This window comes from Notoacmeibacter sp. MSK16QG-6 (assembly GCF_024158145.1).
In the GTDB taxonomy this organism is placed as follows: Bacteria; Pseudomonadota; Alphaproteobacteria; order Rhizobiales; family Rhizobiaceae; genus Notoacmeibacter.
Genome location: NZ_JAMYXM010000001.1, coordinates 245,183 through 268,248, shown reverse-complemented (window position 1 = coordinate 268,248; position 23,066 = coordinate 245,183). Strand labels below are relative to the sequence as shown.

Below are 23,066 nucleotides of genomic sequence, written 5' to 3'. Positions count from 1 at the left end.
ATGGCGGCGATCAGTCCATTCTCTTTCAGTCGTGAATTTCGAAGTCGATGCCGCGTCGTTTGGCGACGTTGACATTCGCCGAGACGTAGCCGCCAGGATTGCCGCAATCATAGACGTGGCCATGATATTCGCAGGCGCGGACCTCCTGCGTTTCCATCAGCTTCACAATGGCATCGGTTAGTTGAATCTCATTGCCAGCGCCACGCTCCAGCGTCTCGATAATATTGAAGATTTCCGGCTGAAGGATGTATCGTCCCGACACGTAGAGGTTGGACGGCGCTGTACCCTTTTCGGGTTTTTCGACGATTGCATCGATAAGCGGGCCTTCGCCCTCCAGCGATACGATGCCGTATTTATGCGCGTCGGCCGGATCGCAGGACATAACGGCAATAATATTCCCGCCGGTCTCTGCGTACATCTCCGCCATTTCCGTCAGGCAGCCACTATCGCCCACTTTCAGCATATCCGGCAGCAGAACGGCAAATGGTTCGTCGCCGATCAGCTGACGGGCGCTCCATATCGCGTGGCCAAGACCTTCTGCGCGCTGCTGGCGAACGAAGGAAACGGAGCCGACGCCCGGCACATCCGATTGCAGGCGGTCGGCCAGTTCGGTTTTACCGCCTTCGCGAAGCGTGCGATCCAGTTCGAAATGCTCGTCGAAATAATCCTCGATCTCGCCCTTCTGGCGGGACGTAACGATTGCGACATGCTCAATTCCCGCCTCCAGCGCCTCGGCCACGATATAATGAATGAGCGGACGATCGACGACGGGAAGCATCTCTTTCGGAATACTTTTGGTCGCGGGCAACATACGGGAGCCGAACCCCGCCGCAGGAATTATCGCCTTGCGTAGTTTGCCAGCCTTACTCACGTCCGATGCCATGCGTTCTTGCCTCCACTTAACTGTCCATTTCGATCGCGTTCTAAACTATAGGCCCCGATTGCTTGGCTCCAAGTGTAGCCGGTTTCACCTTTTTGAAGTCGGTGGGCCATTCGAAACCACTTGAAAATGTGTGAAACCGGCAATGCCTTAAATCCTGTTTAAGGTCGGATGGGCCGCTTGGCGACTAGTCACAGCATGTAGCGGGGGTGTGGATGCACGAATCGATGGGCTGTCTTGCGGCCAAACTGTCCAATTATGTTCATTTGACCGAACGCGACCTTGCGCATCTGGCATTGCTGGAGCGTGAGGAGCAGACATTCCCGCGCCATCATGAAATCGTCGCCAACGGCGAACCATTGAAGAATCTCTACATCGTCAAGGAGGGGTGGGCTTACTCTTACGTCGATACGCGCGACGGACGGCGGCAGATCGTAAAGCTGCACATGCCGGGCGATCTGATCGGCTTCGAGAGCCTTCCATCGGCAACGGTCGCCTGCAGCGTACGTAGCGCGAGCACAGTCGTCCTATGTCCATTTCTGCCGGAAGCGCTTCAGATCGTCTTCAGCAAAGCCGAACGTCTTGCAGCCATTCTCTTTGCCATGTCGTGCAGGGATCAGGAGATCATGGTCAGTCGACTGCGCGCCATTGGACGGATGGATGCGCGCGAACGCCTGATCCAGATGCTGCTCGATATGATCAACCAGATTCGTTTGACCGACGCAGATATTCAATGGCCGCTGACCATTCCGCTTTCGCAGACCGAGATCGGCGACTATGTTGGCCTGACGAACGTCCACGTCTCTAAAACGCTTATCCGCCTCGAGCGTGAGGGTCTTATTGCCCGGACGGATGGCTACAGGCTGGAGATTTTGAACGAGGCGGCGATGGAGCGGATTGTCGACTACGAAAACTACCATCGCGCGCTCGACACGAGCTGGTTTCCAAAATATTAGCTTTAGCGTATCTTGATATTTTATAATGCGAAATTTCAATTCTGTTTATAGCCCCGTCATGTCGGGCGCTCTACGGAATATGAGATGATGCGGCTGCGGGCCGTATAAGGGTGGCGGGCTATGGCGATGTTTTATGGAAAGCGATTTCTCGTGTTGGAGGATGAACCTCTGATCGCGCTCGACATCGCATCGGAGATCGAGCATCTCGGCGGCGAAGTCGTGGCCGATCTGCGCTCTGTTTCCGCCGCCGAAAAAGCTTTGAAGACTTTGAACTTCGATGCTGCGATCCTGGACCATAAACTTTCCGATGGCACGAGCGTCGGGATCGGACAGGCGCTTCGTGAGAGAGGAACGCCCTTCGTCTTCTGCACAGGCGGCATGGCCGACGACGTCACCACGGGCTCGCTGTCTGGCGTGACTGTCTGGCAAAAGCCTTGCGACTGGCCTGTTCTGCTCGAACGGTTTGCGCGTGAAATTGCCGAGCCGGAACGCGCGGCAAGCTAGGATCGACGCCCCGATTTGGCGGTGACGAACGCATCGGACTTGCATTCTGACCGCCGAACGAAGAACCTTCCCTGCGCCCAAATGTCAGGACACAGGGAGAAGGCCCGATGGAGGGAATATCGGGTGAGTATTGGCCGGATCGGCTCGGTGCTGTCGGTCGGATGATCACAGAGCGTGCAAGCCAGTTTTTGCCTGCGCCGGTCGCAGGGTTGGTCGAACAAACCTGGTGGCTTCTCCTGATCGTTTTTCTTTTGGCGGCGGTCATTGGGTGGAAACTCGGCGCGCGGGGCAGGGCGCAATGAGCGTCAGCCTGCCATTTCTACAGGCTTTGATCCTGTTTGTATGGGCTGTCGTGATCGGCATCGCGGCCGGATGGCTTTTGCGTCGCTTCTTCGGTTTGTTCAGAAGGTCACCACGGCGACAAACTGAGATTTCGTCGACACCCAAACAAACTGTCGCCGCCGATCACTCCAGGAGTCGCTCGACTCATAAAATTTCTGACGTCGAGACGGCGGAAGCGTCCCGGCGGACGCCAATAACACTCGCCAAGCGTCGAAGCGCGACGCAAGGCGAGCTAGAAGAAATGGCGCGTTCGGCCAGTGCATCGGCAATGGCTGGAGCGGGACTTAGCGCCGGGCCACAATTGCCGCCGGTCCATACAGACGAGCGCTGGGGTTTGCGAGGCGTATCGGCGGAGGCGCCGCGCTCGGACGAGCCATGGCCAACAAGGGACGGTGCGGCGGAAATTCATTCGTCCTCTGACTGGAAGGCTCAAAAGACGGGATTTGGTGACTACGCCCCCTCGGTCGAAGCTGACCCTGTCTTCCGCCCGCTCGATCAAGCGATTGCGAAAACCGTTCTCGGCGCGGCCGTTTCCGCGGACATCGATCCGAGCGAACCGGCAGAAACCCTTTCTCACAGTGAGGCCGAGCTGACGGGCAGCACATTGTCGGGATCTGACACGTCAGGCAGCGGTGATGAAGCAGACGGGCGCGAAAAGATCGATCCGGCCGCCCTGACTGCGGCTCTCTGGCGCGTGCGCGCGGCTACGGAGGGCAAGGTTCGCCCTCCTTTTCCGCCCTCGTTAACGGACGAGACGGTGCGCCTGAAAATTCAGTCGCGGGAAGTTGAACCTGGCGAGCCGAGCGACATCTATGGTTTCGATTCTGCTGCACTTGCCGCGGCCCGGGGGGCCGAGGGCTGGCAGCCGACGAGAAAAAGCGGGAGCGAGACCCAAGGCGAAAGCGTCCGGCCCTTCCGGCCGATTGGTGATTTGAGCGCTCTTGCAAGAACGCGCTGGGGCATCCCGGCAATCCCGCCCGAGACATTGGATGAGACTGTGACAGACCAGAATTCCAACGATCCAATCATTGATATGGACGCTGAAGTACCAAGCGGACGATTGTGGGGTCCGGCCGTGGCCTTGCCGCTACCGTCCGCCGTGGCAGCCGATGCGCTGAGCGGGCGCGAAAGTTCGACAGCGACGAGAGATATCCTTGAAGATTTCGACGCTGACGGTTCCGATGTCGACGAAACAGCCTTCGCGATCGGCATGGACAATGGCGACCGTCCGGACCATCTCGCGGAAGCGGCCGATGAGCTTGCGTCTCAGTCAGAACCGGCCAATGAAGAGTCCGTCATCCCTGAGCTTGAAGAAAGTGAAATGCAGCAGGTGGCGGCGGATGATGAGGCTTTGGCTTCCGCCGATGAAGTCGGCACATCGACCGCTATTCTCGCGCCGGGTCCGGCTGAGGATGAAGAGCCTTCTGTTATTGAGAGCGATTTCGAGCCCATTTTGAAGGGGCGCGGAACACCGGCCCCGTCTCCTGACGATCCTCGGGTGTCGCCCGAGGAACCTCAACCCATAGACCTGCTGGATCAGCCGGTGCCGGAAAGCCCGCCAGCGGGGACTGAAGATCGTCAGGCGGGAGACGACCTCAGCCGTATCAAGGGCGTTGGCCCTGCGACCGAGCAGCGGCTGCACGAACTGGGCGTCACGCGTTACGCGCAGATCGCGGCCTGGGGGCCGGAGGAGGCAACCTGGTTCGGCGAACAGCTATTCTTCCCCGGCCGTGTCGAGCGGGAAAACTGGATCGAACTGGCGCGTCAATTGGTAGAAGAGCAGACCGCACAAAACTAAGAGATGGCAGAGACAGCATGTCCGGCGCGCGGGGTCGGCCGCTAGTTCGTTCCGACCGCCTCGTGATGCCGGGCCTCCGCATCGTTGAAAAACGTGGCGATGCGCCGGGGTAGGTCGCCCGTCTCCAGCAAGACCGGATGGCCTTGCCCTGGCACAGTAATAGCAATGAGATCGGGATCGGCAGCCTGCATCTGCTCCACTGTCTGTGCGTCCAGCAATTCGGAGTTTTCGCCGCGAACAACCATAAGCGGCATCGCCGCGAGACCCTCGAACTGATCCCACATTGGCGGCAATGGCTGACCGGGCTCCCATGATTGCAGGGTTTTGAGCAGGTCGAGGTCGAAATCGGAAGTCAGCTTTGCGTCTTCGGTTCGCCGCATGCCAGCGAGACCGAACCGCTTGAAGTCCTCATCTGACACACCGGAAAACCCATCCCCAAGGGCTTTGCGCATACCAGGCAGGATGGCGTCCTCATGAACAGCGTTACCCGCCCGCGACAGATAAGTTTTTATATGAGCAAGGCCCGCCGCGCCGATAACTGGCCCGATATCGTTGAGAATGCCTGCCGCCATGACGGTCGGTCGCATGGCGGCCAGAAAATGCATCACCATTCCACCGCGCGACGTACCGATAAAAAGCGCTTCAGGAAGGCCGAGCGCCGTCATCCCGGCCAGCACATCGCCGGCCTCGACAATTATGTTGTAATCTTCCCATTTTTCGCTGTGCTGTGAGAGCCCGCGTCCACGAAAATCGAAGGCGAAAACCTGCCGGCCCCTGTTGGTTGCGACAAGCTTCTTGGCAAGCGCGGTAAAATCGCGGCTGTTGCGCGTCAGGCCCGGCAGGCAGACAATCGGCAGACGGCCCGGCATCGGCTCGCCAAACACGCGAACGGCAATATTGGTGCCATCGGGCGCGCTGAAACGGCGGATTTCTCCTTCATCGCCAAGAGCCTCTTCATCGATCATTGCCGCTATCCCTCATGATTCCTCATGCGAAAGGATAGGCGATGGGTCGAAACTTGCCAGCGCTAGCGGGTCAGGTCGGCGGCCGGGTTCACCGAACCGGTCAGCCTCATACGATAAACCTGATAGTTTTCCATCACACGCTGCACGTAGTTGCGCGTCTCGGTATAGGGGATCCGCTCGACCCAATCGACAGCGGCCTCGACGCTTTTACCGCGGGGATCGCCATAGCGCTGTACCCATTCGGAGGCCCGTCGCGGTCCGGCATTATACCCAGCAAAGGTCAGGATCATCGAGCCATCGAACCGGTTGAGCTGTTCTCCGAGATAATGCGTGCCGAGAATGGCGTTGTAGGCAGGATCGCTTGTCAAACGTCCCGAGCTATAGGCAAGGCCGGCTTTCCGAGCCATCTGCTTGGCGGTGCCGGGCATCAGTTGCAGCAGTCCTCGCGCGCCGACATGGGAAACTGCCCCGGCGTTGAATTCGCTTTCCTGCCGTGCAATCGCATAGGCCAGCGCCTTGTCTGAGCCGCCAATCTCCGCCTTTGCAGGGATCGCGCCGATGGGATGCGCGAGGGCGCCGATATCGAGGCCGCGCGAGGCAGCGATCTTGCCGACCTTCAGGCCGAGATAGGGGCCTTTGCTGCGTTCCGCCTTGACCGCGAGAAGCGCGAGTTCGCCGGGACTGGTGAGTTCGCGGGCCAGATCGAAGTAAAGCTGGCGTGCGCGATGTTCGTGACCCGCCGCCTCCAATCGTTCGATGGCCTGCACGGCGTGGCGCTGCGCAAAGGTCGCGCGGTCGGCATCGCTAGGTTTTGGAAAATCGACGGATAGGCGGGTTCGGCCAAGCTTGGCGGCGGCGAGCTGGCCATAAAAGGCGACATCGTAGCGCGCTGCCTGTGCGTAGTAGTCGCGTGGGTCGCCGCCGGCGGCTTCTATCGCCCGGCCCAGCCAGTAATAGCCACGGGCGCGGGAGATCGGACCTTCGGCGCGCAACAGAATATTGCGGAAATGATCGGCCGCGCGCTTTGGCTCGTGAAGGAAGCGCAAGGCGTACCAGCCAGCGTGAAACGAAGCGTCGATCCGGGTGCCTTCGCGGCCGCCGCCATGCTCGGCAACGACGCGATAGGCCAGGGCGGGCTGGTCGATATCGAGCAGTTCGCGCGACAGAACACGCCGTTCGAACCACCAGGCCTCGGGATCGATCCGTCCGGATTTCTCCGGGGCTTCCAGCAAAGCTTTGGCGGCTTCGTTATATTTGCCCTGCCAGCGCAAATACCGGGCCTTGGCAAAATAGAAAGCGTCGCTTCGTTCACCTTTAGGAACTGCCGAAAGCCTGCTCCAGGCATCGTTTTGCTTTCGGGTCACAGCCGCGAACGCGGCCTGGAGGCGTTGCCGTCCGCACAATCCGGAGACACGTTCCGCGCTGCGAAGACGGTCCTCGTAGAGCATGGTCTCCATTCTGCCGCAGTGAACGGAGCGGGGGATGAGCTGCCCATAGCGACGCAGTATGTCGATCTCATCTCCGGCATCGAGCTTGGTTGTTTGCCACAAAGGCGAAATTGCCGCTGCGGCTGCGCGTTGGTCGCCCAGCGCCAGTTGCGCGGCGGCGAGGGCTCGCGCGCCTTCGATGGTTTCCGGTTCGCTCGCGCCGAAAGCGGCAATGACCGACCGGGGAGCGTGATTTTCCGACGCCAGCGCTCTTTCAGAATTTTGACGCAGCCTCTGGGTGCCCGGCCATCCCGGCAGCGTGGCCGCGGCGGAGGCGACTTCAGCGGATGGGATGTTCTTTCCGCCGTAATAGGCAACTGCCCACATCATGATTTCACGGTCGAGTCCGCCAAGGCTGTCACGAATAGCGCGCGCCTCGTTCCACCGATCCGCCGTTATCGCATCGAGACCAGCCTTAAGCCGCACTGGATTGTATGCGGATGGTCGCTCTGTCCGTGGCGGTATGCCGGATGTCTCCTGCGCCAGCGGCATGGAGGGCGCAGCGACACAGAGGCCGGAAAGTAGAACGCTGGCGGAAAAAACAGAACGCAGACGCATGGTCGCTCCAATAACGCGGAACCGGGGACTTTAGCCGGTCTCACGCGATAGCGCGTATAAACCAGCCTACATTAGCGCATGACAATAAGGTGCGACAGTGAAGTCCGGGTTAATCAAACCTTGCCGGTTGGTGTTCAATTTGACCCGAAACACAGTGACAATTCCACGCCGTCAGAGGCTTGCCGCGCCAAGGCGCGCAAATTATGGTGCGCCGCTTCTGACAGGGTGCGGTTCCTTCGCGCCCCTTCGACCATCTGGAGATGATGATCATGCTAAGAGGATCGCTACCCGCGCTCGTCACCCCCTTCACACAGGATGGGGCGCTGGACGAGAAAGCGTTCGGCGATTTTGTCGAGTGGCAGATCTCCGAAGGGAGCGACGGTCTGGTGCCTGTCGGCACGAGCGGCGAAAGCCCGACTCTGACCCATGATGAACACAAGCGCGTCATCGAGATGACCGTCGAGATCGCCGATGGCCGCGTGCCTGTGATCGCCGGCGCCGGTTCTAACAACACCGCCGAAGCAGTCGATTTCGCCCGTTTCGCGGAAAGCGTCAAAGCCGACGGCGTGCTCGTCGTCACCCCCTATTATAACAAGCCGAACCAGCGCGGTCTTTACGCACATTTCGCAGCGATTGCCGAAGCGGTGTCGATCCCGATCGTCATTTACAACATTCCGGGCCGGTCGATCATCGATATGACGCCGGAGACCATGGGTCGGCTCGTTCAGAATTTCAGTAATTTCATCGGCGTGAAGGACGCAACGGCGAAGGTCGATCGTGTCAGCGAGCAGAGAGCGGCGTGCGGAAAAGATTTCATTCAGCTTTCCGGCGAAGACTCCACCGCGCTCGGTTTCAATGCTCATGGCGGGGTAGGATGCATTTCGGTTACGGCCAATGTCGCGCCTGCGCTTTGCGCTGAATTCCAGAAGGCGACGCTTTCGGGCGACCGCGATAGAGCGATTGAATTGCAGGACCGGCTGATGCCGCTTCACAAATCGCTATTCATCGAGCCAAACCCGACGGGAGCAAAGTACTGCCTGTCGCGCCTTGGTCGTATGCAGAATGTCGTCCGCTCTCCGCTTGTACCGGTGGATGAGGATACGGCCTCTACGCTGGACGCAGCGATGCGCCATGCCGGCCTCTTGAACTGACGGCCTGACGAGCAGACTTAAAGGCATGGCCAAAAAGAGTGATCCAAACAGCCGGACGATTGCCGAAAATCGCAAGGCTCGCTTCAACTATCACATCGACGATACGATTGAAGCGGGTCTTGTGCTCACCGGCACGGAGGTCAAAAGCCTTCGCAATGGCGAGGCGAACATTGCCGAAAGTTACGCTTCCGAGGAGAATGGCGAGTACTGGCTGATAAACAGCTATATTCCCGAATACACCCAGGGCAACCGCTTCAACCATGAACCGCGGCGTTTGCGGAAACTGCTTTTGAATAAGCGGGAAATGGCGCGCCTTGCCAAGGAGATCGATCGGCAGGGCATGACCGCCGTTCCGTTGAAGCTCTATTTCAATGAGCGTGGCGTCGCCAAGCTGCTATTGGGTATCGCCAAAGGCAAGAATGTCGCCGACAAGCGCGAGACCAGTAAGGAACGCGACTGGAACCGACAGAAGCGCCGCCTCATGAAAGAGCATGGCTGACACACGGACGCGCTTCTCAAAAAATTCCGTTCCTAGACGCTTGGCCGCACCAGCAATCATTCATCGTATTCGTAATCTTCCGCTTCTTCATCTTCCACATCCGGCTCATAGCGCCGCGGCAGTCGATCACCGCTACTGTCACGACCGATTTCCTTTCTCATATCGGCGATATCGAGAAAATGATCGGCCTGCCGTCGAAGATCGTCGGCTATCATGGGCGGCTGGCTGGAAAGCGTCGATACGATCGAGACTTTCCGCCCCTGCCGCTGCAGTGCCGCGACCAAGCTGCGAAAATCGCCGTCGCCGGAAAAAATGACGTAATGATCGAGTGAAGGCACCAGTTCGAGCGCGTCGATCGTCAGCTCGATATCCATATTACCCTTGATCTTCCGGCGGCCCATGGAGTCGGTGAATTCCTTGGCCGGCTTGGTGACGACCGTGTAGCCATTATAGTCGAGCCAGTCGATCAACGGCCGGATCGAGGAGTATTCCTGATCCTCGACAAGAGCGGTGTAATAATAGGCGCGAAGCACGTAGCCCAGCGATTTGAAGTGCGCCAACAGACGGCGGTAATCGATATCGAAACCCAATGCCTTGCTGGTGGCGTACACATTGGCGCCGTCGATAAATAGTCCTATTTTTTCTCGTTGATCAAACATTGTGAGATGTCCTGAAAAGGCCGAAAACCAAAGCGGTCGGAAAATCTAAAATCATGAAGAAACAACGGTCCGCTTCACAAAACGTTGCATTTGTCACATAGCTTCTTCCATCCTTGCCTGTACGCTGAATGCCTTGCGTTCGCCGCCCTGTTCGGCTATGGCAGCGCTTCATCAGCAGACAGGCACCGTCACTGAAAGGAACCCGGCATGGCCCGTGTGACCGTCGAAGATTGCATTGACAAGGTCTCCAACAGGTTCGACCTCGTTCTTTTGTCGGCCCATCGCGCTCGGCTGATCAGCCAGGGTGCGCCGATTACCGTCGACCGCGACAACGATAAGAACGCGGTTGTATCGCTACGCGAGATCGCCGACGAGACGCTGTCGCCCGAAGATCTGCGTGAGGACATGATCCATTCGCTGCAGAAGCATGTCGAAGTGGATGAACATGAGCATGCCGCGTCCGATTCGCTGATCGAGCCGGCGCGTGAGATGGCTGACCAGGAAGCTGGGCCTGATGTGAGCCGCGATGAGGTCGATGAGCCGGCCACATTCGACCGGATGAACGAGGAAGAGCTTCTCGCCGGTATCGAGGGTCTTGTTGCACCGGAAAAGAGCGACGATTATTAAGCGTTCAACGCTTGCCGTCAGCCTTGCATTCAAGCGCGTCCGGTCGATTGGCCGGGCGCGTTTTGCTTTGGAGCATGGTAAACCGGCGCAGGAGTCGATGAGCCGTTAGGGGAGTGGTGGAACCATGATGCGCCAGTACGAGCTTGTGGAGCGTGTTCAGCACTACAAGCCGGATGTGAATGAGGCGCTGCTCAACAAGGCCTATGTCTATGCGATGCAGAAACATGGCCATCAGAAGCGTGCGTCCGGCGATCCCTATTTCTCCCACCCGCTCGAAGTGGCCGCCATTCTGACGGACCTCCATTTGGACGAAGCAACGATCGCCGTGGCGCTGCTTCACGATACCATCGAGGACACCGACGCCACGCGGCAGGAGATCGACCAGATATTCGGGCCGGATATCGGTAAGCTGGTCGAGGGTCTCACCAAACTCAAAAAGCTCGAGCTTTATTCCAAGAAGGCTGAGCAGGCCGAAAATCTGCGCAAATTGCTGCTGGCGATTTCCGACGACGTGCGCGTTCTGCTCGTGAAGCTCGCCGATCGGCTCCACAATATGCGCACGATGGAGGCCATGCGGCCGGACAAGCAGGTCCGCATTTCCGAAGAAACGATGGAGATTTATGCGCCGCTGGCCGGGCGGATGGGCATGCAGGATTTGCGTGACGAGCTGGAAGCGCTGTCGTTTCGCTACATCAATCCCGAAGCCTACCGCATGGTGACGGAGCGACTCGGCGACTATGTCGCGCGTAATGCCGATCTCATCGAGACAATCGAAAGTCAGCTCGGCGAACGCTTCGAGGCGGCGCATATCGGCGCGCGGGTCAAAAGCCGGCAGAAGACGGCATGGTCGATCTTTCGCAAGATGGAGCGCAAGACACTTTCCTTCGAGCAGCTATCCGACATTTTCGGGTTCCGCGTCGTCGTCTACGACGAGAATGACTGCTACCGTGCGTTGGGTGCGATTCACCGCGAATGGTCGATGGTGCCTGGCCGCTTCAAGGACTACATTTCGACGCCCAAGCAGAATGGCTACCAGTCGATCCATACCACCATTGTCGGCCCATCACGCCAACGCATCGAACTGCAGATCCGTACCGAAGAAATGGATCAGGTCGCCGAATACGGCGTGGCGGCGCATGCTGCCTACAAGGAAGGCAGCGACGACCCCCTCGGCCAGACCTTTGCATTCGCCAATCTGCGCCGGACCATCGAAACGCTTGTGCAGGGCGAAGCGCCGGAAGAATTTCTCGACAATACCAAGCTTGAACTGTTCCACGATCAGGTCTTCTGCTTCACGCCGAAAGGTCGGGTCATCGCACTGCCGCGAGGCGCCACGCCCATCGATTTCGCCTATGCGGTCCATACGCAGATCGGCGACACGACGGTCTCCTGTAAAATCAATGGAGCGATTTCTCCGCTGATGACGGAGTTGGTGAACGGCGACGAGGTCGAGATCATCACCTCCGATACACAAACCCCGCCGGCCGCCTGGGAAAATATGGTCGTGACCGGTAAGGCGCGGGCGGCGATTCGCCGGGCAACTCGGCTGGCGATCCGTAAACAATACTCGGGGCTGGGCCGACGAATTATCGAGCGCGCCTTCGGCTACGCCGGCAAGGATTTCTCCATCGAGCTTTTGACGCCGCATCTGCATCGGTTCGGCCAGAGAGATCCTCTCGATGTGCTGGCCGCTCTTGGGCGCGGAGAAATTTCGTCGAACGATGTCATGAAGCTGGTCTACCCGGACTGGCAGGGCGACCGTGCGGCGCATCTGGAAAGCAATGGCGGCGACCATGCCCGTCCCCGTGATCGGCAGGGCTGGTTCGGCTTGTCCGCCGGCCCGGGCATGCTTTTCCACATGCCGCAGAACGGACAGAACGATGATCCGGGTGACGGCGAAGGTGCGGGTCATCCCGATAGCAGCGATGACCAGATCAACGCCTTGCCGATCCGCGGCGTAACTGGCGATTTGCCCGTCAATTTTGGTGCGGCCGGTGCTGTGCCGGGTGATCGCATCGTCGGGATTCTTACGCCGGGCAGGGTCATCACGATTTATCCAATTCAAGCCGACGCCCTGATTGCCTTCGAGGATCAGCCTGAACGTTGGGTGGACGTTCGCTGGGACATCGATTCCGCCTTAGGTGAGCGCTTTCCGGCTCGGATCGCCGTTACACTTATCAACCAGCCCGGCTCGCTGGCGACAGTCGCCAATATTATCGCATCTCTCGACGCCAATATTCACGAGCTTTCCATGACGCGGACCGCTACCGACTTCACCGAAATGCGGATCGATCTGGAAGTATGGGACCTCAAACATCTGACCCGCCTGCAACAGTCACTGCGCGAATGTGACATGGTCAGTGACATCCGCCGGCTTTTCAGCTAGCGCGGACGTAATAGCGGGACGAGGACGCAAATGAGTATGACAGTCGACGAAGTGTTGGACGTTTTCCGGCAGGCAGGCGCCGTGCTGGAAGGCCATTTCATACTGACATCCGGCCTGCGCAGCCCGGTTTTTCTGCAGAAGGCGCGGGTCTTCATGCATGCCGACAAGACCGAGACGCTGTGCAAGGCGTTGGCAAAGCGTATCGGCGACGAAGTGGATGGCAGGATCGATTACGTCGTCGGACCGGCTGTCGGGGGACTCATCCCGGCCTATGAGACGTCTCGTCATCTCGGCGTGCCGGCAGTCTGGGTCGAGCGGGAAGACGGCCGTTTCCGCCTCCGCCGTTTCGAGATGGAGCCAGGCGCCAGAGTGGTCATCGTCGAGGACATCGTGACGACCGGACTATCTATTCGCGAGACGATTGAAGCGTTGCAGGCGATTGGCGCCGAGGTCGTCGCCGCGGCTTGCATCATCGACCGCTCGGCTGGAAAAGCGGATGTCGGCGTGCCACTCATTGCCCTTGCAGAATATGAAGTCCCAGCCTATTCACCCGAAGAACTGCCCGCTGCACTTGCTGCAATACCGCCCGTGAAACCGGGCAGCCGCAACATCGGCTGACCGGTCCTCGGCCTGAGACGAATGCAGCCGGAAGCCAAGGCTGAAACGTAGACTGCACATCGGTGCGTCAGGATTTTTTTGAGAGATGCTGTTCAGACGACGTCGGGAGGAAACGGGATGGAAGCGGTTTCGCATCGCCGTCTGGCCGCGCCGCTCCTGGTCGCGCTCAGTCGCCTATTTCACCAAGCGTGTGCTGCGGTTGAGCGGTAGCCCCCATGCGATCGCGGCCGGCGTGGCCGCCGGCGTATTCGCGTCGTTCACTCCCTATCTTGGTTTTCATATTATCGGCGCTGCCGCCATTGCATGGTTGATCGGCGGCAATGTCATTGCGTCGGCCATTGGCACATTTGCGGGCAACCCGCTCACCTTTCCGGTCATATGGACAGCAACGCTCGAAACCGGGCGTTACATTCTCGGCTATAATGCCGCTCCGTCGGATCGCTGGATCGGCAGGCGTCTGATGCATATGGAGTTTGATGCGCTCTGGCAGCCCCTGTTGAAGCCGATGACGGTCGGGGGACTGTTGTGGGGCACGCTCGCTGCCGTGATTGCTTATGGGCTTTTGCGGGGTTCCATCGCTGCTTTCCAGCAGCAGCGTCGCAGAAGACTTGTCGAGCGGGCCAAGGCTCGGGCTCGGCTCCAGGCCGACGCGCTTTCGCGTCAGAAGACAACGGCGACCGCATGATTATTGGACTCGGATCGGATCTCATCGACATTCGCCGAATCGAGAGGGTGCTGGAAAAGTACAGCGGCCGTTTCGAAAAACGCGTCTTTACCGAGGTGGAACGCCGAAAATCGGACCGGAGGGCTGAGAGAGCGGCCTCCTACGCAAAGCGGTTCGCTGCAAAGGAAGCGTGTTCCAAAGCCTTGGGAACCGGAATACGGCAAGGCGTTTTCTGGCGGGATATGGGCGTCGTCAATCTGCCGTCCGGCAAGCCGACGATGGCGCTGACCAACGGCGCGCAGGAAAGATTGCTGGCAATGATGCCGGAAGGCCACAACCCCGCCATTCATTTGACCATAACCGATGATTTCCCCTTGGCGCAGGCCTTTGTCATCATCGAGGCTCTGCCGGAACGATAGGACCGGGTGGACACCACCGGCCGACACTTGAACAAGCCGCATTGCGGCATTGGCATTGGAACTGTAAAGACGACTCCGAAACAGGCGGCATGGGCTAAGGCGCATGTATGGCTAGGGCCGGCGAAAACGAGGACGGCGTGGCAGAACAGGGCGATAGCGAGGCCAGGGCCGACAAGTCCGGCAAGGGCGGATTTTCTGAAACGATCTCGGTCATAGTGCAGGCGCTCATTCTGGCGCTTGTGCTGCGAACCGTGCTGTTTCAACCTTTCTCGATTCCTTCCGGTTCGATGCGCCCCACTCTTCTTGAAGGCGACTATCTATTCGTCAGCAAGTGGTCCTATGGCTATTCACGCTACTCCCTGCCGCTCGGACTTGATCTGTTCGAGGGTCGCATTTTCGATAGCGAGCCGGAGCGCGGCGATGTCGCGGTGTTCAAATTCCCGCCGGACCCCTCGGTCGATTACATCAAGCGCGTCATCGGCTTGCCTGGCGACCGCATCCAGATGCAGGACGGACAGCTCGTCATCAATGGCAAGCCGGTCGAGCGCGAGAAGATCGGCACCATTGATGACGAAGACATCACCGAACTGGATCGTCCCGTCGATGTCTATCGTGAAACCATGCCAAATGGCGTGGCGTACGAAACGCTCGATATCACGCCAAACGGAATCTACGATTCCACGCGCGAATTCGTCGTGCCGGAAGGCCACTATTTCATGATGGGCGACAATCGCGACAACTCCAATGATAGCCGCGCTGCCGTCGGTTTCGTGCCTTACGAGAATTTGGTCGGCAAGGCGCAGATCATCTTCTTCTCGGTGGCCGAAAGCGCCAGCCCGCTTGCGGTTTGGCGCTGGCCCTCGACGCTGCGTGGCAGCCGTCTTTTGAATACGATCGATTGAGGAATGAGCCACGGCAAAGCCAACTCGCAGGCGCTCGCTCAACGAGCCGGCGAACTGACGGGCCATACCTTCAAGGATACCGAGCGTCTGGAGCGGGCTTTAACCCACTCCAGTGCGCGCAACGCCAATAAGAGCAACTACGAGCGGCTGGAGTTTCTCGGTGACCGGGTTCTCGGTCTCGTCATCGCGGAAATGCTATTCACTGCTTTTCCAAAAGCCGATGAGGGCGAACTCTCCGTCCGGCTGAACCAGCTTGTCGACGCGACGACCTGCGCGGAGGTGGCCGAAGAGATTGGCCTTCATGAATTGATTCGCACAGGGTCGGAGATCAAGAGCCTCGCTGGCCGCAAGCGGCAATCGCTACGGGCCGATGTGATGGAAAGCGTGATCGCAACGATCTATCTCGACGGGGGAATGGAGGCCGCGCGGCCATTCATCGAGAAGCACTGGCAAAGCCGAGCCCTTGCCAAGACGGCCGGAAGACGCGACGCGAAGACCGAGCTTCAGGAGTGGGCGCATCAGAAGATTGGCGCACCGCCGCTTTATTCGATTCTCGACCGCAGCGGCCCGGATCATGACCCGGTCTTCTCGGTGCGTGTCGAGGTAGAAGGTTTCGTTTCGCAAGAGGCCAAAGGGCCGTCGAAACGTGAGGCGGAACGTCTGGCTGCGGAAAAGATGCTAATCGCGGAAAAGGTCTGGCAGAGCGAAGGAGCGGCCAGCTAATGGCGGAAAGAGGCGAAGGCGACGCGATTGGACGTGAGGGTGCGGACGTTGACGGTCTGGAAACCCGATCGGCTTTCGTTACGCTGCTCGGCGCGACCAATGCAGGAAAATCGACTCTGTTGAACCGTTTCGTCGGTTCGAAGGTTTCCATCGTCACCCATAAGGTCCAGACGACGCGTACAACCATGCGCGGCATCGCCATCCATGACAATGCACAGATCGTGTTCATCGACACGCCTGGCATCTTCAAGCCGCGCCGCCGGCTGGACCGCGCCATGGTGGCCAGCGCCTGGAGCGGCGCGCGCGATGCGGATATCGTTCTCTTCGTGGTCGATGCCGAACGCGGGTTGGAAGGTGACGCAGCCACCATTCTGGAGCGGCTGGCCGAAACGCGGCAACCGAAGGCGCTGGTCCTGAACAAGGTGGATCGCGTCAAGCCGGAGCAATTGTTGGCGCTTGCAGCGAAGGCCAATAAGGCCGTTGCTTTCGATCAGACCTTCATGATCTCTGCACTGAACGGTTCGGGCACTGACGATGTGATGGACTGGCTTGCTAATGAGGCCAAACCCGGCCCGTGGTATTATCCGGAAGATCAGGTGGCCGATGCGCCGCTTCAGCTTCTGGCGGCCGAAATCACGCGTGAGAAGCTTTACCTGCGTCTGCACCAGGAATTGCCCTACTCATCCCATGTCGAAACGGAGCGTTGGGATCGCGGAAAAAAGGGGATCCGTGTCGAGCAGGTCATCTATGTCGAGCGCGACAGCCAAAAGAAGATCGTGCTGGGACAGAAGGGGCAAACCATCAAGGCTATCGGCACGGCGGCGCGTGAGGAGCTTTCGGCGCTCCTCGAAGAGCCTGTTCACCTTTTCCTCTTTGTCAAAGTGCGGCAGAACTGGTCGGACGATCCGGACCGTTACCGCGATATTGGTTTGGACTATTCGCAATAGGGCACTGCCCGCCAGCGGGCAGCGGTAGAGCGGAGACGTCATGCAGTGGGCCGATGAAGGCATCGTCCTCGGTGTCCGCCGTCACTCCGAAAGCGCAGTGGTGCTGGAGTTGATGACGGCTGCCCATGGTCGGCACCTCGGTCTGGTGCGGGGCGGCCGCTCACGACGGATGCAACCTGTTCTGCAACCGGGCAACCGCGTGTCGGCGGCTTGGCGCGCGCGTCTGGACGAGCATCTCGGCACTTATACGGTCGAACCATTGCAGCATCATGCAGCCCGCCTCTATGGCAGCGCAGTGGGCTTGTACGGGCTGCAGGCCATGGCGGCCCACTTGCGACTTCTACCCGAGCGCGATTCTCATCCGCGTCTGTTCGATATGACGGCGCTGCTCGTGGAGCACTTCGAGGAGCCGGAAAAAGCGCTCGAACTCTTTCTCCGCTTCGAACTGATGCTGCTGGACGAAATGGGCTTCGGCCTCGATCTACGCCAATGCGCGGCCACCGGCACGACCGAAGAGCTCATTTATGTGTCGCCGAAGTCCGGTCGCGCGGTCAACAGAGAGGCCGGCGCGCCATGGGCCAGCAAGCTATTGCCATTGCCGGGCTTCTTGCGTGAATCGCAAAGAAGGGCAGACCGCGCTGCCATGCAGGACGCTGCGACGCTTCTGATCCACTTCTTTGAGCGTGACATTCACGGTCCGCGAGGCAAACCGCCCGGGCCGGAACGACAATCCTTTCTGGAGGCCGCTTTTCAGGCGATCGGCGCTCACCAGACGCTTTAACAGGTTTACTCCGCTGGCGCGGTGACCGGGCGCTCGACACGCTGTTCGCTGATCGGCCAATGGAGAATAGCGGCAATCAGGCCAAGAACGACGCCGATCCACCAGACCGGATCGTAGGAACCCATCGTCTGCCTGAGATAGCCGCCGAGCCATACACCCAGAAACGAACCCACCTGGTGAGAAAGGAAGACGATTCCACCGAGCATGCCGAGATATTTCGTGCCGAACATGACTGCCACAAGCGCGTTGGTCGGCGGAACTGTCGACAGCCACAGAAAGCCCATCGCAACCGAAAAGGCGATCACCGTTGCCGGCGTTTGCGGCAGCAGGAGAAACGCCGTCACGGCAATCGAACGTCCGATGTAAATGAGCGCAAGCATGACCGGCTTACTTTTCCGCTGGCCGATTATACCCGAGGCCAAAGAACCGATGATGTTGCAGAACCCGATAAGCGCCAATCCGAGGACAGCGTAGCTGGCGTCCACGCTGATATCGGCCAAGTAGGCGGGAAAATGCGCGGTGATGAAGGCCACCTGGAAGCCGCATACGAAAAAGCCGGACGTCAGCAGCAGGTAGGAGGGATGGCCGAAGGCTTCGCGCAGCGCCTCGCCAATCGTCTGATCATTCGCGACCGGAACCATCCGGCCCGTTGACGACGTGCCGTTCAGCGGGATGGCGAGAAACGGAATGACCAGCATCATAGCCGCCATCCAGAACAACGCATCGGACCAGCCGAACATTTCGATGAGTTGCTGGCTGAGCGGCGCGAAGATCAGCATGCCGGCGCTTCCTGCTGCCGTCCCGATGCCGAAAACCAGACTGCGCTGGTCTTCCGTCACGTTGCGGGCGAACGCGGCCAGTACAATACCGAAACTGCCAGCAGCGACCCCGAGCCCGATCAGTATGCCCGCGCCGATATAAAGAAGGCCGGCTGTTTGCGCCGTCGCCATCAGTACGAGGCCCGCCGCATAGGTGAGCCCAGAAACGGTCAGCACGCGCCACGTGCCATAGCGGTCTGCAATGGCGCCAAACAATGGCTGGCCGAGACCCCAGAAGATATTCTGGATGGCAAGGGCCAGCGCGAAGGCATTTCGGTCGAAGGGCCGGTCGGCCAGCATCGGAAGCTGGAAAAAGCCCATCGCCGAACGGGGACCGAAAGTGAGCGCGGCAATGATGCAGCCGCACGCGACAATGAGAACGGGAAATCCCGGTTCCGCAGGCGTGCTTTTCACCGTCTTCGCCCGCGCCTTACCGTCCATCATGCTGCTGCTCCGTCCAGAAAATAGGAACGGTTCATGAGAGCCGATGGCGCAATGTGCGGCAAGCTTGGCGGCGGCAAAATCGTGTCACCGACGCAAAACCGTTCGACCGGTCAGCTTTCGGACGCGGCCTTATCGACTATCGCATTCTGCGGCTGCGAAGGATCTGTCTGTCCGGAAACGATATGCAGATCGCGCTGCGGAAATGGGATGCTGATCCCTTCGGCATCGAACCTTTCCTTGACCAGCTTGCGCAGGTCGTTGAGCGTATTCCAGTAATCCTTGGTCAGCGTCCAGTATCGAGCCTCGACCGCTACGGCGCTATCACCAAGGGACTGCACGTAATAATACGGCTCAGGATCGGACAGCACCCGGTCGTCCCGCTCGACGATGCCGCGCATGATCGCGATGGCCGTGTCTGCGCTGTCGCCATAGCCGATACCGATATTCAGATCGCCGCGGCGCTGGCTGTTGCGATGATAGTTGGTGATCGGCTTGTTCCAGATCTCGCTATTGGGCACCATCATGTAGAGCCCATCGAGCCGCTTCATCTCGGTGGTGAACAGACCGATCTCTTCGACAATCGCCATGACGCCGCCCGCTTCAATCAGTTCGCCGACCTTGAGAGGACGAAGAACGAGAAGCATGATTCCCGCCGCGACATTCTGGAGTGTGCCCTGCAAGGCAAGACCGATGGCAAGGCCGGCGGCGCCGAGCGCGGCAATAATGGACGTGGTTTGTACGCCGAATTGGCTAAGCACCGTCGTGATGACGAAGGCCAACACAATGTAGCGTACCGTTTTGGACAGAAACCGCGTGAGCGTCGCATCCATATGCTTGAATGCGGACAGTCCGCTGCGTGTCCAGCGTTCCAAGACCTTGGCGAAGATCCAGCCAAAGATGAGTATGAGAATCGCACCGACGACGGAGAAGGCATATTCGGCGACCAACGTCGTCAATTCGCCTGTCGCGTTGTCGATGGCGCCGGTCACGTCGCTAGCGACCTGCTGGGTCAGGTTTTCCATACTTTCATTCCATGGTCAGTTTGGTGGAGGTCGCGCGCGCGGCCCGAAACTTCACGCGCATTCGCAATTTTTGTCGATTACCGCAAGTTTTTGCCGCTTGCTGCGGGGGCGGACACATCGGCGGAACCGACGGCCTGCTCAAGCAATCGGACGCGCTCAAGAAAGGCACATTCCACGTCTGCGACTGGAAGCGGCGTAAGATCCAGTCCCGTCGGATCGAAACCACGCGGACGGGCAAAGGTCTGTCCGGCTTCTTTCTCGGAGAACCCGGCTAGGGTAATGGCTTCGTGCCAGGCGGCGATGGTATCGGCGCGCTTGATGCAGCGTGTCCAATCGGTGGGGAGGGCAGCCGGTAGCCCGAAGCGTAAATGAATCGCCTCCTGAAGGCGCTTCTCGACAAGCTTATACGTGCCGCCGACAACCGCCTTAAAGGGCGAAATCATATCGCCGATCACATATTCAGGACCATCGTGCAAAAGGGCGGCGAGACGGAGCGCCACTGGCGCATCCGGCTTCAACCGTTCCACGATGTCGGTGACCAATAGACTGTGCTGCGCCACCGAAAAGGCGTGATTGCCCCGCGTTTGCCCGTTCCAGCGGGCGACGCGCGCCAGGCCATGGGCAAGGTCGGAGAGCTCGACATCGAGCGGAGAGGGATCGAGGAGATCGAGCCGCCGCCCGGACAGCATACGCTGCCAGGCTCGCTGTACCTTCGGCTGGCTCACGCTTCACTCGCCTCATTCGGCGCGGCTGGCTCGATGGAAAAGGAGAAGCGGTCTGGCACTGCGATCTGCACAGGCGTTTCATCCGCCAGAATCGGAAGAGTTTTACCAAGCGCCGCCGCCACGCGGTCTATTCGCACCATGGCGAGGCCTGATTGGCCAGAAACGGTGCCGAGTTCTCCCACCGGCTTTTCGTCGGCGATAAGCGGCGTACCACCTTCGGGCAGGTTCGAATCGGCTGTGATCTGAACAATCCGGCGCCGGGCCGTGCCCCGGTGATACATTCGCGAGACGACTTCCTGCCCTACAAAACAGCCCTTCCGTAACGAAAGCCCACCGAGTTGATCGAGGAGGATATCGAACGCGAAGGCCTCGCCAACGGTATAGTCCTTATCGGCCTCCGGCACGCAATGACGGATACGAAGCTCGGTTACTGCATCGGCATCGGCTGGTGCGCCGTCGGCATCGGCGCCATAAAGCCGGTGAACATTTTCCGGTGCCGGAAAACGTCGGTCAGTGAGGCCATTATCGACGTCAACGCCCAAAGCAACATGCGTTTGGTCCAGCTTTTCCACCGACACCTTCGCTCTCATCCGATAAAGGTTGAATCGCGTCGCCAGATCGTCGCTGCGATGATCCTCCGTGTCGATCAGAAAGCCTTTTTCGATACGGCTGATGAGAAACGGATAAGCAACCTTGCCCTGTGGCGTCAGAAGTGCGGCCGGCCGGACCTCATCATCTTTCAGTTCGGCCAGATCAAGCGTGATCAGGTTCTGAAGAAAATGGGTGGCATCTTCGCCCTTGATCGCGATCAGGGCGCGGCCATCAATAGCGTATAGTCGGGCCACAATCAGTCTCCCGCCACAAAAAACGCCCATTCGCCATCGGGTGTGATCCCGACACGATAAAAGACGTAAGCGCCAATCTGTAGCATATCGGCATAATCGCCCGCCGTGACGATCCGGAACAATTCGACCTTCTGCTCTGGCGTCAGCGTTTCCAGCGAACGACCGAAGAAATAGGGCCAAACGTAGAGTTCGGTTTTCTCGCCCTCGTCGAAATGGACGTAGCCCGCTTCGAGAATCTCGGAAAGTATCGCCAGGATTTCCTGGCCTTCCTCGTCACCGCTCACCTCTTTGAGAAACGCGATGACATCGCCATCGACACCGCCGAGAGACAGCGTTGTCTGGCGTTCGCCCATGCCAAGAAGCGGACGAAGGCGTTCCACGTCACCGGAGCGGGCTGCATCGATAATAAGCTGGCGCATCCGGGCGACCGGCTCGGGAAGTGTAGAGAGGTCATGGCTGACGGGTGGAGGCGGCGCGCTTTCAGGAGCGGGCTCCGCGACCGTATCGTTTTGCGACTGCTCCTCCGCCGCCTGTGCTTCGGTTTCGCCAGTTACCGGCGCTTCGATGAGGGGCGTATCGGAGGCTTCCGCTGGCAACTGCGAATCGGCCGGCGCCGTTTCAACAGGCAGCGATGATGGCGCGGGGGGTGATGTTGGCTGTGGCGTGTTGCCGCTGCCCGGCGCACTGGGTGGCGGCAATGGAGCCGTTTCCACCGGTCCCGGCTCACCCACCGGAGCAGCGACAGGCGCATCGTTTAGCGGCGGCAAATCCTGTGATCGGGGCGACGGATCGACTTCTGCCGGCGTTCCGTTGCCTGGAAGAGCTATGGGGCCGGCCGGATTTTGTCCGTCATCCGTCGTTAGTTCGCTAAGCGCGAACGCTGTCGAAGAAACGAATAGCACGGCTCCGGCGAAGAGGACGCCGCGAAGAAAAAAAACGGAGGTATGGCGCATCATGCGCCATAGATTGTCTTCTTGAGCGCGGGCGTCAATGGGGTCCGATGCTTCGAAGCGGCGGGTATTTAGTGATGGCGCGCCGTGCTGTCGAACTCGCCAGCAGTCAGGCGGTCGCGCATACGATCCAGCATATCGGACGCAGCCTGTTCGCCGGCTTCGTCCTGCAGGGCGGAGAGCGCCGTGGCGATCGCCGTCTCAGCTAGAATTTCGACGTCGATGCCGGCGAAGCGTCCCTCGGCCCAAGCTTCATCATGGGATTCGATGGCGCATAGGCGCATCTCTTCCAAAATCCGGCTTTCCACATCGCTCGGCGCATCCTGCATAAAAACGTCCCGATTTTTATCGTTCATTAAGCGAGTCTTAATCGGTGTAGCACAGCCGTGGCGGACC

Annotated in this window: 25 protein-coding genes; 15 read left to right on the top strand and 10 right to left on the bottom strand. The window is 59.2% G+C overall.

The genetic code is table 11. The features are described 5' to 3' along the window. Positions 1 to 25: 25 nt before the first annotated feature. Positions 26 to 871 carry a UTP--glucose-1-phosphate uridylyltransferase gene (locus NIM86_RS01310; protein ID WP_371872841.1) on the bottom strand — a complete coding sequence of 282 codons (846 nt, stop codon included), beginning with the start codon at positions 869 to 871 and terminating at the stop codon, positions 26 to 28. A gap of 224 nt (positions 872 to 1,095) precedes the next feature. On the opposite strand from NIM86_RS01310, the gene NIM86_RS01305 reads away from it, so the two are divergent. The 4 genes from NIM86_RS01305 (at position 1,096) to NIM86_RS01290 (ending at position 4,480) form a co-directional block, all read left to right on the top strand. After that, a complete protein-coding gene (locus NIM86_RS01305; protein ID WP_253378512.1) occupies positions 1,096 to 1,836 on the top strand; it encodes a Crp/Fnr family transcriptional regulator in 741 nt (246 codons plus the stop codon). A gap of 120 nt (positions 1,837 to 1,956) precedes the next feature. Further along, positions 1,957 to 2,340 (top strand): response regulator, encoded by a 384-nt coding sequence (locus NIM86_RS01300; RefSeq protein ID WP_253378510.1) that lies wholly within the window; start codon positions 1,957 to 1,959, stop codon positions 2,338 to 2,340. Positions 2,341 to 2,447: 107 nt separating this feature from the next. Further along, positions 2,448 to 2,642 carry a hypothetical protein gene (locus tag NIM86_RS01295; RefSeq protein WP_253378508.1) on the top strand — a complete coding sequence of 65 codons (195 nt, stop codon included), beginning with the start codon at positions 2,448 to 2,450 and terminating at the stop codon, positions 2,640 to 2,642. Between the two features lie 281 nt (positions 2,643 to 2,923). Next, a complete protein-coding gene (locus tag NIM86_RS01290) occupies positions 2,924 to 4,480 on the top strand; it encodes a hypothetical protein (RefSeq protein WP_253378506.1) in 1,557 nt (518 codons plus the stop codon). 41 nt (positions 4,481 to 4,521) lie between these two features. Here NIM86_RS01290 and NIM86_RS01285 read toward each other — a convergent pair whose 3' ends face one another. Beyond that, positions 4,522 to 5,445: an alpha/beta fold hydrolase gene (locus tag NIM86_RS01285; RefSeq protein WP_253378504.1), complete on the bottom strand. Its 924-nt coding sequence runs from the start codon at positions 5,443 to 5,445 to the stop codon at positions 4,522 to 4,524. Positions 5,446 to 5,507: 62 nt separating this feature from the next. Continuing rightward, positions 5,508 to 7,490, bottom strand: coding sequence for a lytic transglycosylase domain-containing protein (locus NIM86_RS01280; protein ID WP_253378502.1), 1,983 nt, complete (start codon positions 7,488 to 7,490; stop codon positions 5,508 to 5,510). A 269-nt stretch (positions 7,491 to 7,759) separates the two neighbouring features. On the opposite strand from NIM86_RS01280, the gene dapA reads away from it, so the two are divergent. Next, the gene (dapA, locus tag NIM86_RS01275; RefSeq protein WP_253378500.1) at positions 7,760 to 8,641 is read left to right on the top strand and encodes a 4-hydroxy-tetrahydrodipicolinate synthase; all 882 of its coding nucleotides are present in this window, start codon (positions 7,760 to 7,762) and stop codon (positions 8,639 to 8,641) included. A 25-nt stretch (positions 8,642 to 8,666) separates the two neighbouring features. Continuing rightward, positions 8,667 to 9,140, top strand: a complete 474-nt coding sequence (gene smpB / locus NIM86_RS01270) for an SsrA-binding protein SmpB (RefSeq protein WP_253378498.1) — start codon at positions 8,667 to 8,669, stop codon at positions 9,138 to 9,140. A gap of 56 nt (positions 9,141 to 9,196) precedes the next feature. Here the strand turns inward: smpB and NIM86_RS01265 are convergent, their stop codons facing one another. After that, positions 9,197 to 9,799 carry an NYN domain-containing protein gene (locus NIM86_RS01265; protein ID WP_253378496.1) on the bottom strand — a complete coding sequence of 201 codons (603 nt, stop codon included), beginning with the start codon at positions 9,797 to 9,799 and terminating at the stop codon, positions 9,197 to 9,199. Between the two features lie 207 nt (positions 9,800 to 10,006). Between NIM86_RS01265 and rpoZ the strand changes: the two genes are divergently transcribed. From rpoZ to recO, 9 genes are all read left to right on the top strand, one after another. Then, positions 10,007 to 10,426: a DNA-directed RNA polymerase subunit omega gene (gene rpoZ, locus NIM86_RS01260; protein WP_253378494.1), complete on the top strand. Its 420-nt coding sequence runs from the start codon at positions 10,007 to 10,009 to the stop codon at positions 10,424 to 10,426. Positions 10,427 to 10,550: 124 nt separating this feature from the next. Further along, positions 10,551 to 12,812, top strand: coding sequence for a bifunctional (p)ppGpp synthetase/guanosine-3',5'-bis(diphosphate) 3'-pyrophosphohydrolase (locus NIM86_RS01255; protein WP_253378493.1), 2,262 nt, complete (start codon positions 10,551 to 10,553; stop codon positions 12,810 to 12,812). 36 nt (positions 12,813 to 12,848) lie between these two features. After that, positions 12,849 to 13,430 carry an orotate phosphoribosyltransferase gene (gene pyrE, locus NIM86_RS01250; protein WP_253380635.1) on the top strand — a complete coding sequence of 194 codons (582 nt, stop codon included), beginning with the start codon at positions 12,849 to 12,851 and terminating at the stop codon, positions 13,428 to 13,430. An 85-nt stretch (positions 13,431 to 13,515) separates the two neighbouring features. After that, on the top strand, positions 13,516 to 14,115 hold the full coding sequence (locus NIM86_RS01245) for a DUF2062 domain-containing protein (RefSeq protein WP_253378492.1): 600 nt from the start codon (positions 13,516 to 13,518) through the stop codon (positions 14,113 to 14,115). Next, positions 14,112 to 14,513 (top strand): holo-ACP synthase, encoded by a 402-nt coding sequence (gene acpS, locus NIM86_RS01240; RefSeq protein WP_253378491.1) that lies wholly within the window; start codon positions 14,112 to 14,114, stop codon positions 14,511 to 14,513. Before NIM86_RS01245 ends, acpS begins: the two co-directional genes overlap by 4 nt. Positions 14,514 to 14,620: 107 nt before the next feature. Then, positions 14,621 to 15,415, top strand: coding sequence for a signal peptidase I (gene lepB, locus NIM86_RS01235; RefSeq protein WP_253378489.1), 795 nt, complete (start codon positions 14,621 to 14,623; stop codon positions 15,413 to 15,415). A gap of 3 nt (positions 15,416 to 15,418) precedes the next feature. Next, positions 15,419 to 16,138, top strand: coding sequence for a ribonuclease III (gene rnc, locus NIM86_RS01230; protein WP_253378487.1), 720 nt, complete (start codon positions 15,419 to 15,421; stop codon positions 16,136 to 16,138). Beyond that, entirely contained in the window at positions 16,138 to 17,085 is a 948-nt protein-coding gene (gene era, locus NIM86_RS01225) for a GTPase Era (protein ID WP_253378485.1), read from the top strand. Before rnc ends, era begins: the two co-directional genes overlap by 1 nt. A gap of 40 nt (positions 17,086 to 17,125) precedes the next feature. Continuing rightward, a complete protein-coding gene (gene recO, locus NIM86_RS01220) occupies positions 17,126 to 17,866 on the top strand; it encodes a DNA repair protein RecO (RefSeq protein WP_253378483.1) in 741 nt (246 codons plus the stop codon). Between the two features lie 5 nt (positions 17,867 to 17,871). On the opposite strand, the gene NIM86_RS01215 is transcribed toward recO, so the two are convergent. From NIM86_RS01215 to NIM86_RS01190, 6 genes are all read right to left on the bottom strand, one after another. Next, positions 17,872 to 19,128, bottom strand: a complete 1,257-nt coding sequence (locus NIM86_RS01215; protein WP_253378481.1) for an MFS transporter — start codon at positions 19,126 to 19,128, stop codon at positions 17,872 to 17,874. A gap of 110 nt (positions 19,129 to 19,238) precedes the next feature. Beyond that, positions 19,239 to 20,150 (bottom strand): mechanosensitive ion channel family protein, encoded by a 912-nt coding sequence (locus NIM86_RS01210; protein WP_253378479.1) that lies wholly within the window; start codon positions 20,148 to 20,150, stop codon positions 19,239 to 19,241. A gap of 77 nt (positions 20,151 to 20,227) precedes the next feature. Continuing rightward, positions 20,228 to 20,839 carry an HD family hydrolase gene (locus NIM86_RS01205; protein WP_253380633.1) on the bottom strand — a complete coding sequence of 204 codons (612 nt, stop codon included), beginning with the start codon at positions 20,837 to 20,839 and terminating at the stop codon, positions 20,228 to 20,230. A 32-nt stretch (positions 20,840 to 20,871) separates the two neighbouring features. After that, positions 20,872 to 21,720, bottom strand: a complete 849-nt coding sequence (locus tag NIM86_RS01200; RefSeq protein WP_253378477.1) for a folate-binding protein — start codon at positions 21,718 to 21,720, stop codon at positions 20,872 to 20,874. A gap of 2 nt (positions 21,721 to 21,722) precedes the next feature. Next, positions 21,723 to 22,676 carry a hypothetical protein gene (locus tag NIM86_RS01195; protein ID WP_253378475.1) on the bottom strand — a complete coding sequence of 318 codons (954 nt, stop codon included), beginning with the start codon at positions 22,674 to 22,676 and terminating at the stop codon, positions 21,723 to 21,725. Between the two features lie 65 nt (positions 22,677 to 22,741). Continuing rightward, positions 22,742 to 23,026, bottom strand: coding sequence for a hypothetical protein (locus NIM86_RS01190; protein WP_253378473.1), 285 nt, complete (start codon positions 23,024 to 23,026; stop codon positions 22,742 to 22,744). Between the last annotated feature and the right edge of the window lie 40 nt (positions 23,027 to 23,066).

Coding starts and splice junctions, on each gene's coding strand:
- NIM86_RS01305 (WP_253378512.1), top strand. CDS start 1,096: ATGCACGAATCGATGGGCTGTCTTGCGGCCAAACTGTCCAATTATGTT.
- NIM86_RS01300 (WP_253378510.1), top strand. CDS start 1,957: ATGGCGATGTTTTATGGAAAGCGATTTCTCGTGTTGGAGGATGAACCT.
- NIM86_RS01295 (WP_253378508.1), top strand. CDS start 2,448: ATGGAGGGAATATCGGGTGAGTATTGGCCGGATCGGCTCGGTGCTGTC.
- NIM86_RS01290 (WP_253378506.1), top strand. CDS start 2,924: ATGGCGCGTTCGGCCAGTGCATCGGCAATGGCTGGAGCGGGACTTAGC.
- NIM86_RS01285 (WP_253378504.1), bottom strand. CDS start 5,445: ATGATCGATGAAGAGGCTCTTGGCGATGAAGGAGAAATCCGCCGTTTC.
- NIM86_RS01280 (WP_253378502.1), bottom strand. CDS start 7,490: ATGCGTCTGCGTTCTGTTTTTTCCGCCAGCGTTCTACTTTCCGGCCTC.
- dapA (WP_253378500.1), top strand. CDS start 7,760: ATGCTAAGAGGATCGCTACCCGCGCTCGTCACCCCCTTCACACAGGAT.
- smpB (WP_253378498.1), top strand. CDS start 8,667: ATGGCCAAAAAGAGTGATCCAAACAGCCGGACGATTGCCGAAAATCGC.
- NIM86_RS01265 (WP_253378496.1), bottom strand. CDS start 9,799: ATGTTTGATCAACGAGAAAAAATAGGACTATTTATCGACGGCGCCAAT.
- rpoZ (WP_253378494.1), top strand. CDS start 10,007: ATGGCCCGTGTGACCGTCGAAGATTGCATTGACAAGGTCTCCAACAGG.
- NIM86_RS01255 (WP_253378493.1), top strand. CDS start 10,551: ATGATGCGCCAGTACGAGCTTGTGGAGCGTGTTCAGCACTACAAGCCG.
- pyrE (WP_253380635.1), top strand. CDS start 12,849: ATGACAGTCGACGAAGTGTTGGACGTTTTCCGGCAGGCAGGCGCCGTG.
- NIM86_RS01245 (WP_253378492.1), top strand. CDS start 13,516: ATGCTGTTCAGACGACGTCGGGAGGAAACGGGATGGAAGCGGTTTCGC.
- acpS (WP_253378491.1), top strand. CDS start 14,112: ATGATTATTGGACTCGGATCGGATCTCATCGACATTCGCCGAATCGAG.
- lepB (WP_253378489.1), top strand. CDS start 14,621: ATGGCTAGGGCCGGCGAAAACGAGGACGGCGTGGCAGAACAGGGCGAT.
- rnc (WP_253378487.1), top strand. CDS start 15,419: ATGAGCCACGGCAAAGCCAACTCGCAGGCGCTCGCTCAACGAGCCGGC.
- era (WP_253378485.1), top strand. CDS start 16,138: ATGGCGGAAAGAGGCGAAGGCGACGCGATTGGACGTGAGGGTGCGGAC.
- recO (WP_253378483.1), top strand. CDS start 17,126: ATGCAGTGGGCCGATGAAGGCATCGTCCTCGGTGTCCGCCGTCACTCC.
- NIM86_RS01215 (WP_253378481.1), bottom strand. CDS start 19,128: ATGATGGACGGTAAGGCGCGGGCGAAGACGGTGAAAAGCACGCCTGCG.
- NIM86_RS01210 (WP_253378479.1), bottom strand. CDS start 20,150: ATGGAAAACCTGACCCAGCAGGTCGCTAGCGACGTGACCGGCGCCATC.
- NIM86_RS01205 (WP_253380633.1), bottom strand. CDS start 20,839: ATGCTGTCCGGGCGGCGGCTCGATCTCCTCGATCCCTCTCCGCTCGAT.
- NIM86_RS01195 (WP_253378475.1), bottom strand. CDS start 22,676: ATGATGCGCCATACCTCCGTTTTTTTTCTTCGCGGCGTCCTCTTCGCC.
- NIM86_RS01190 (WP_253378473.1), bottom strand. CDS start 23,026: ATGAACGATAAAAATCGGGACGTTTTTATGCAGGATGCGCCGAGCGAT.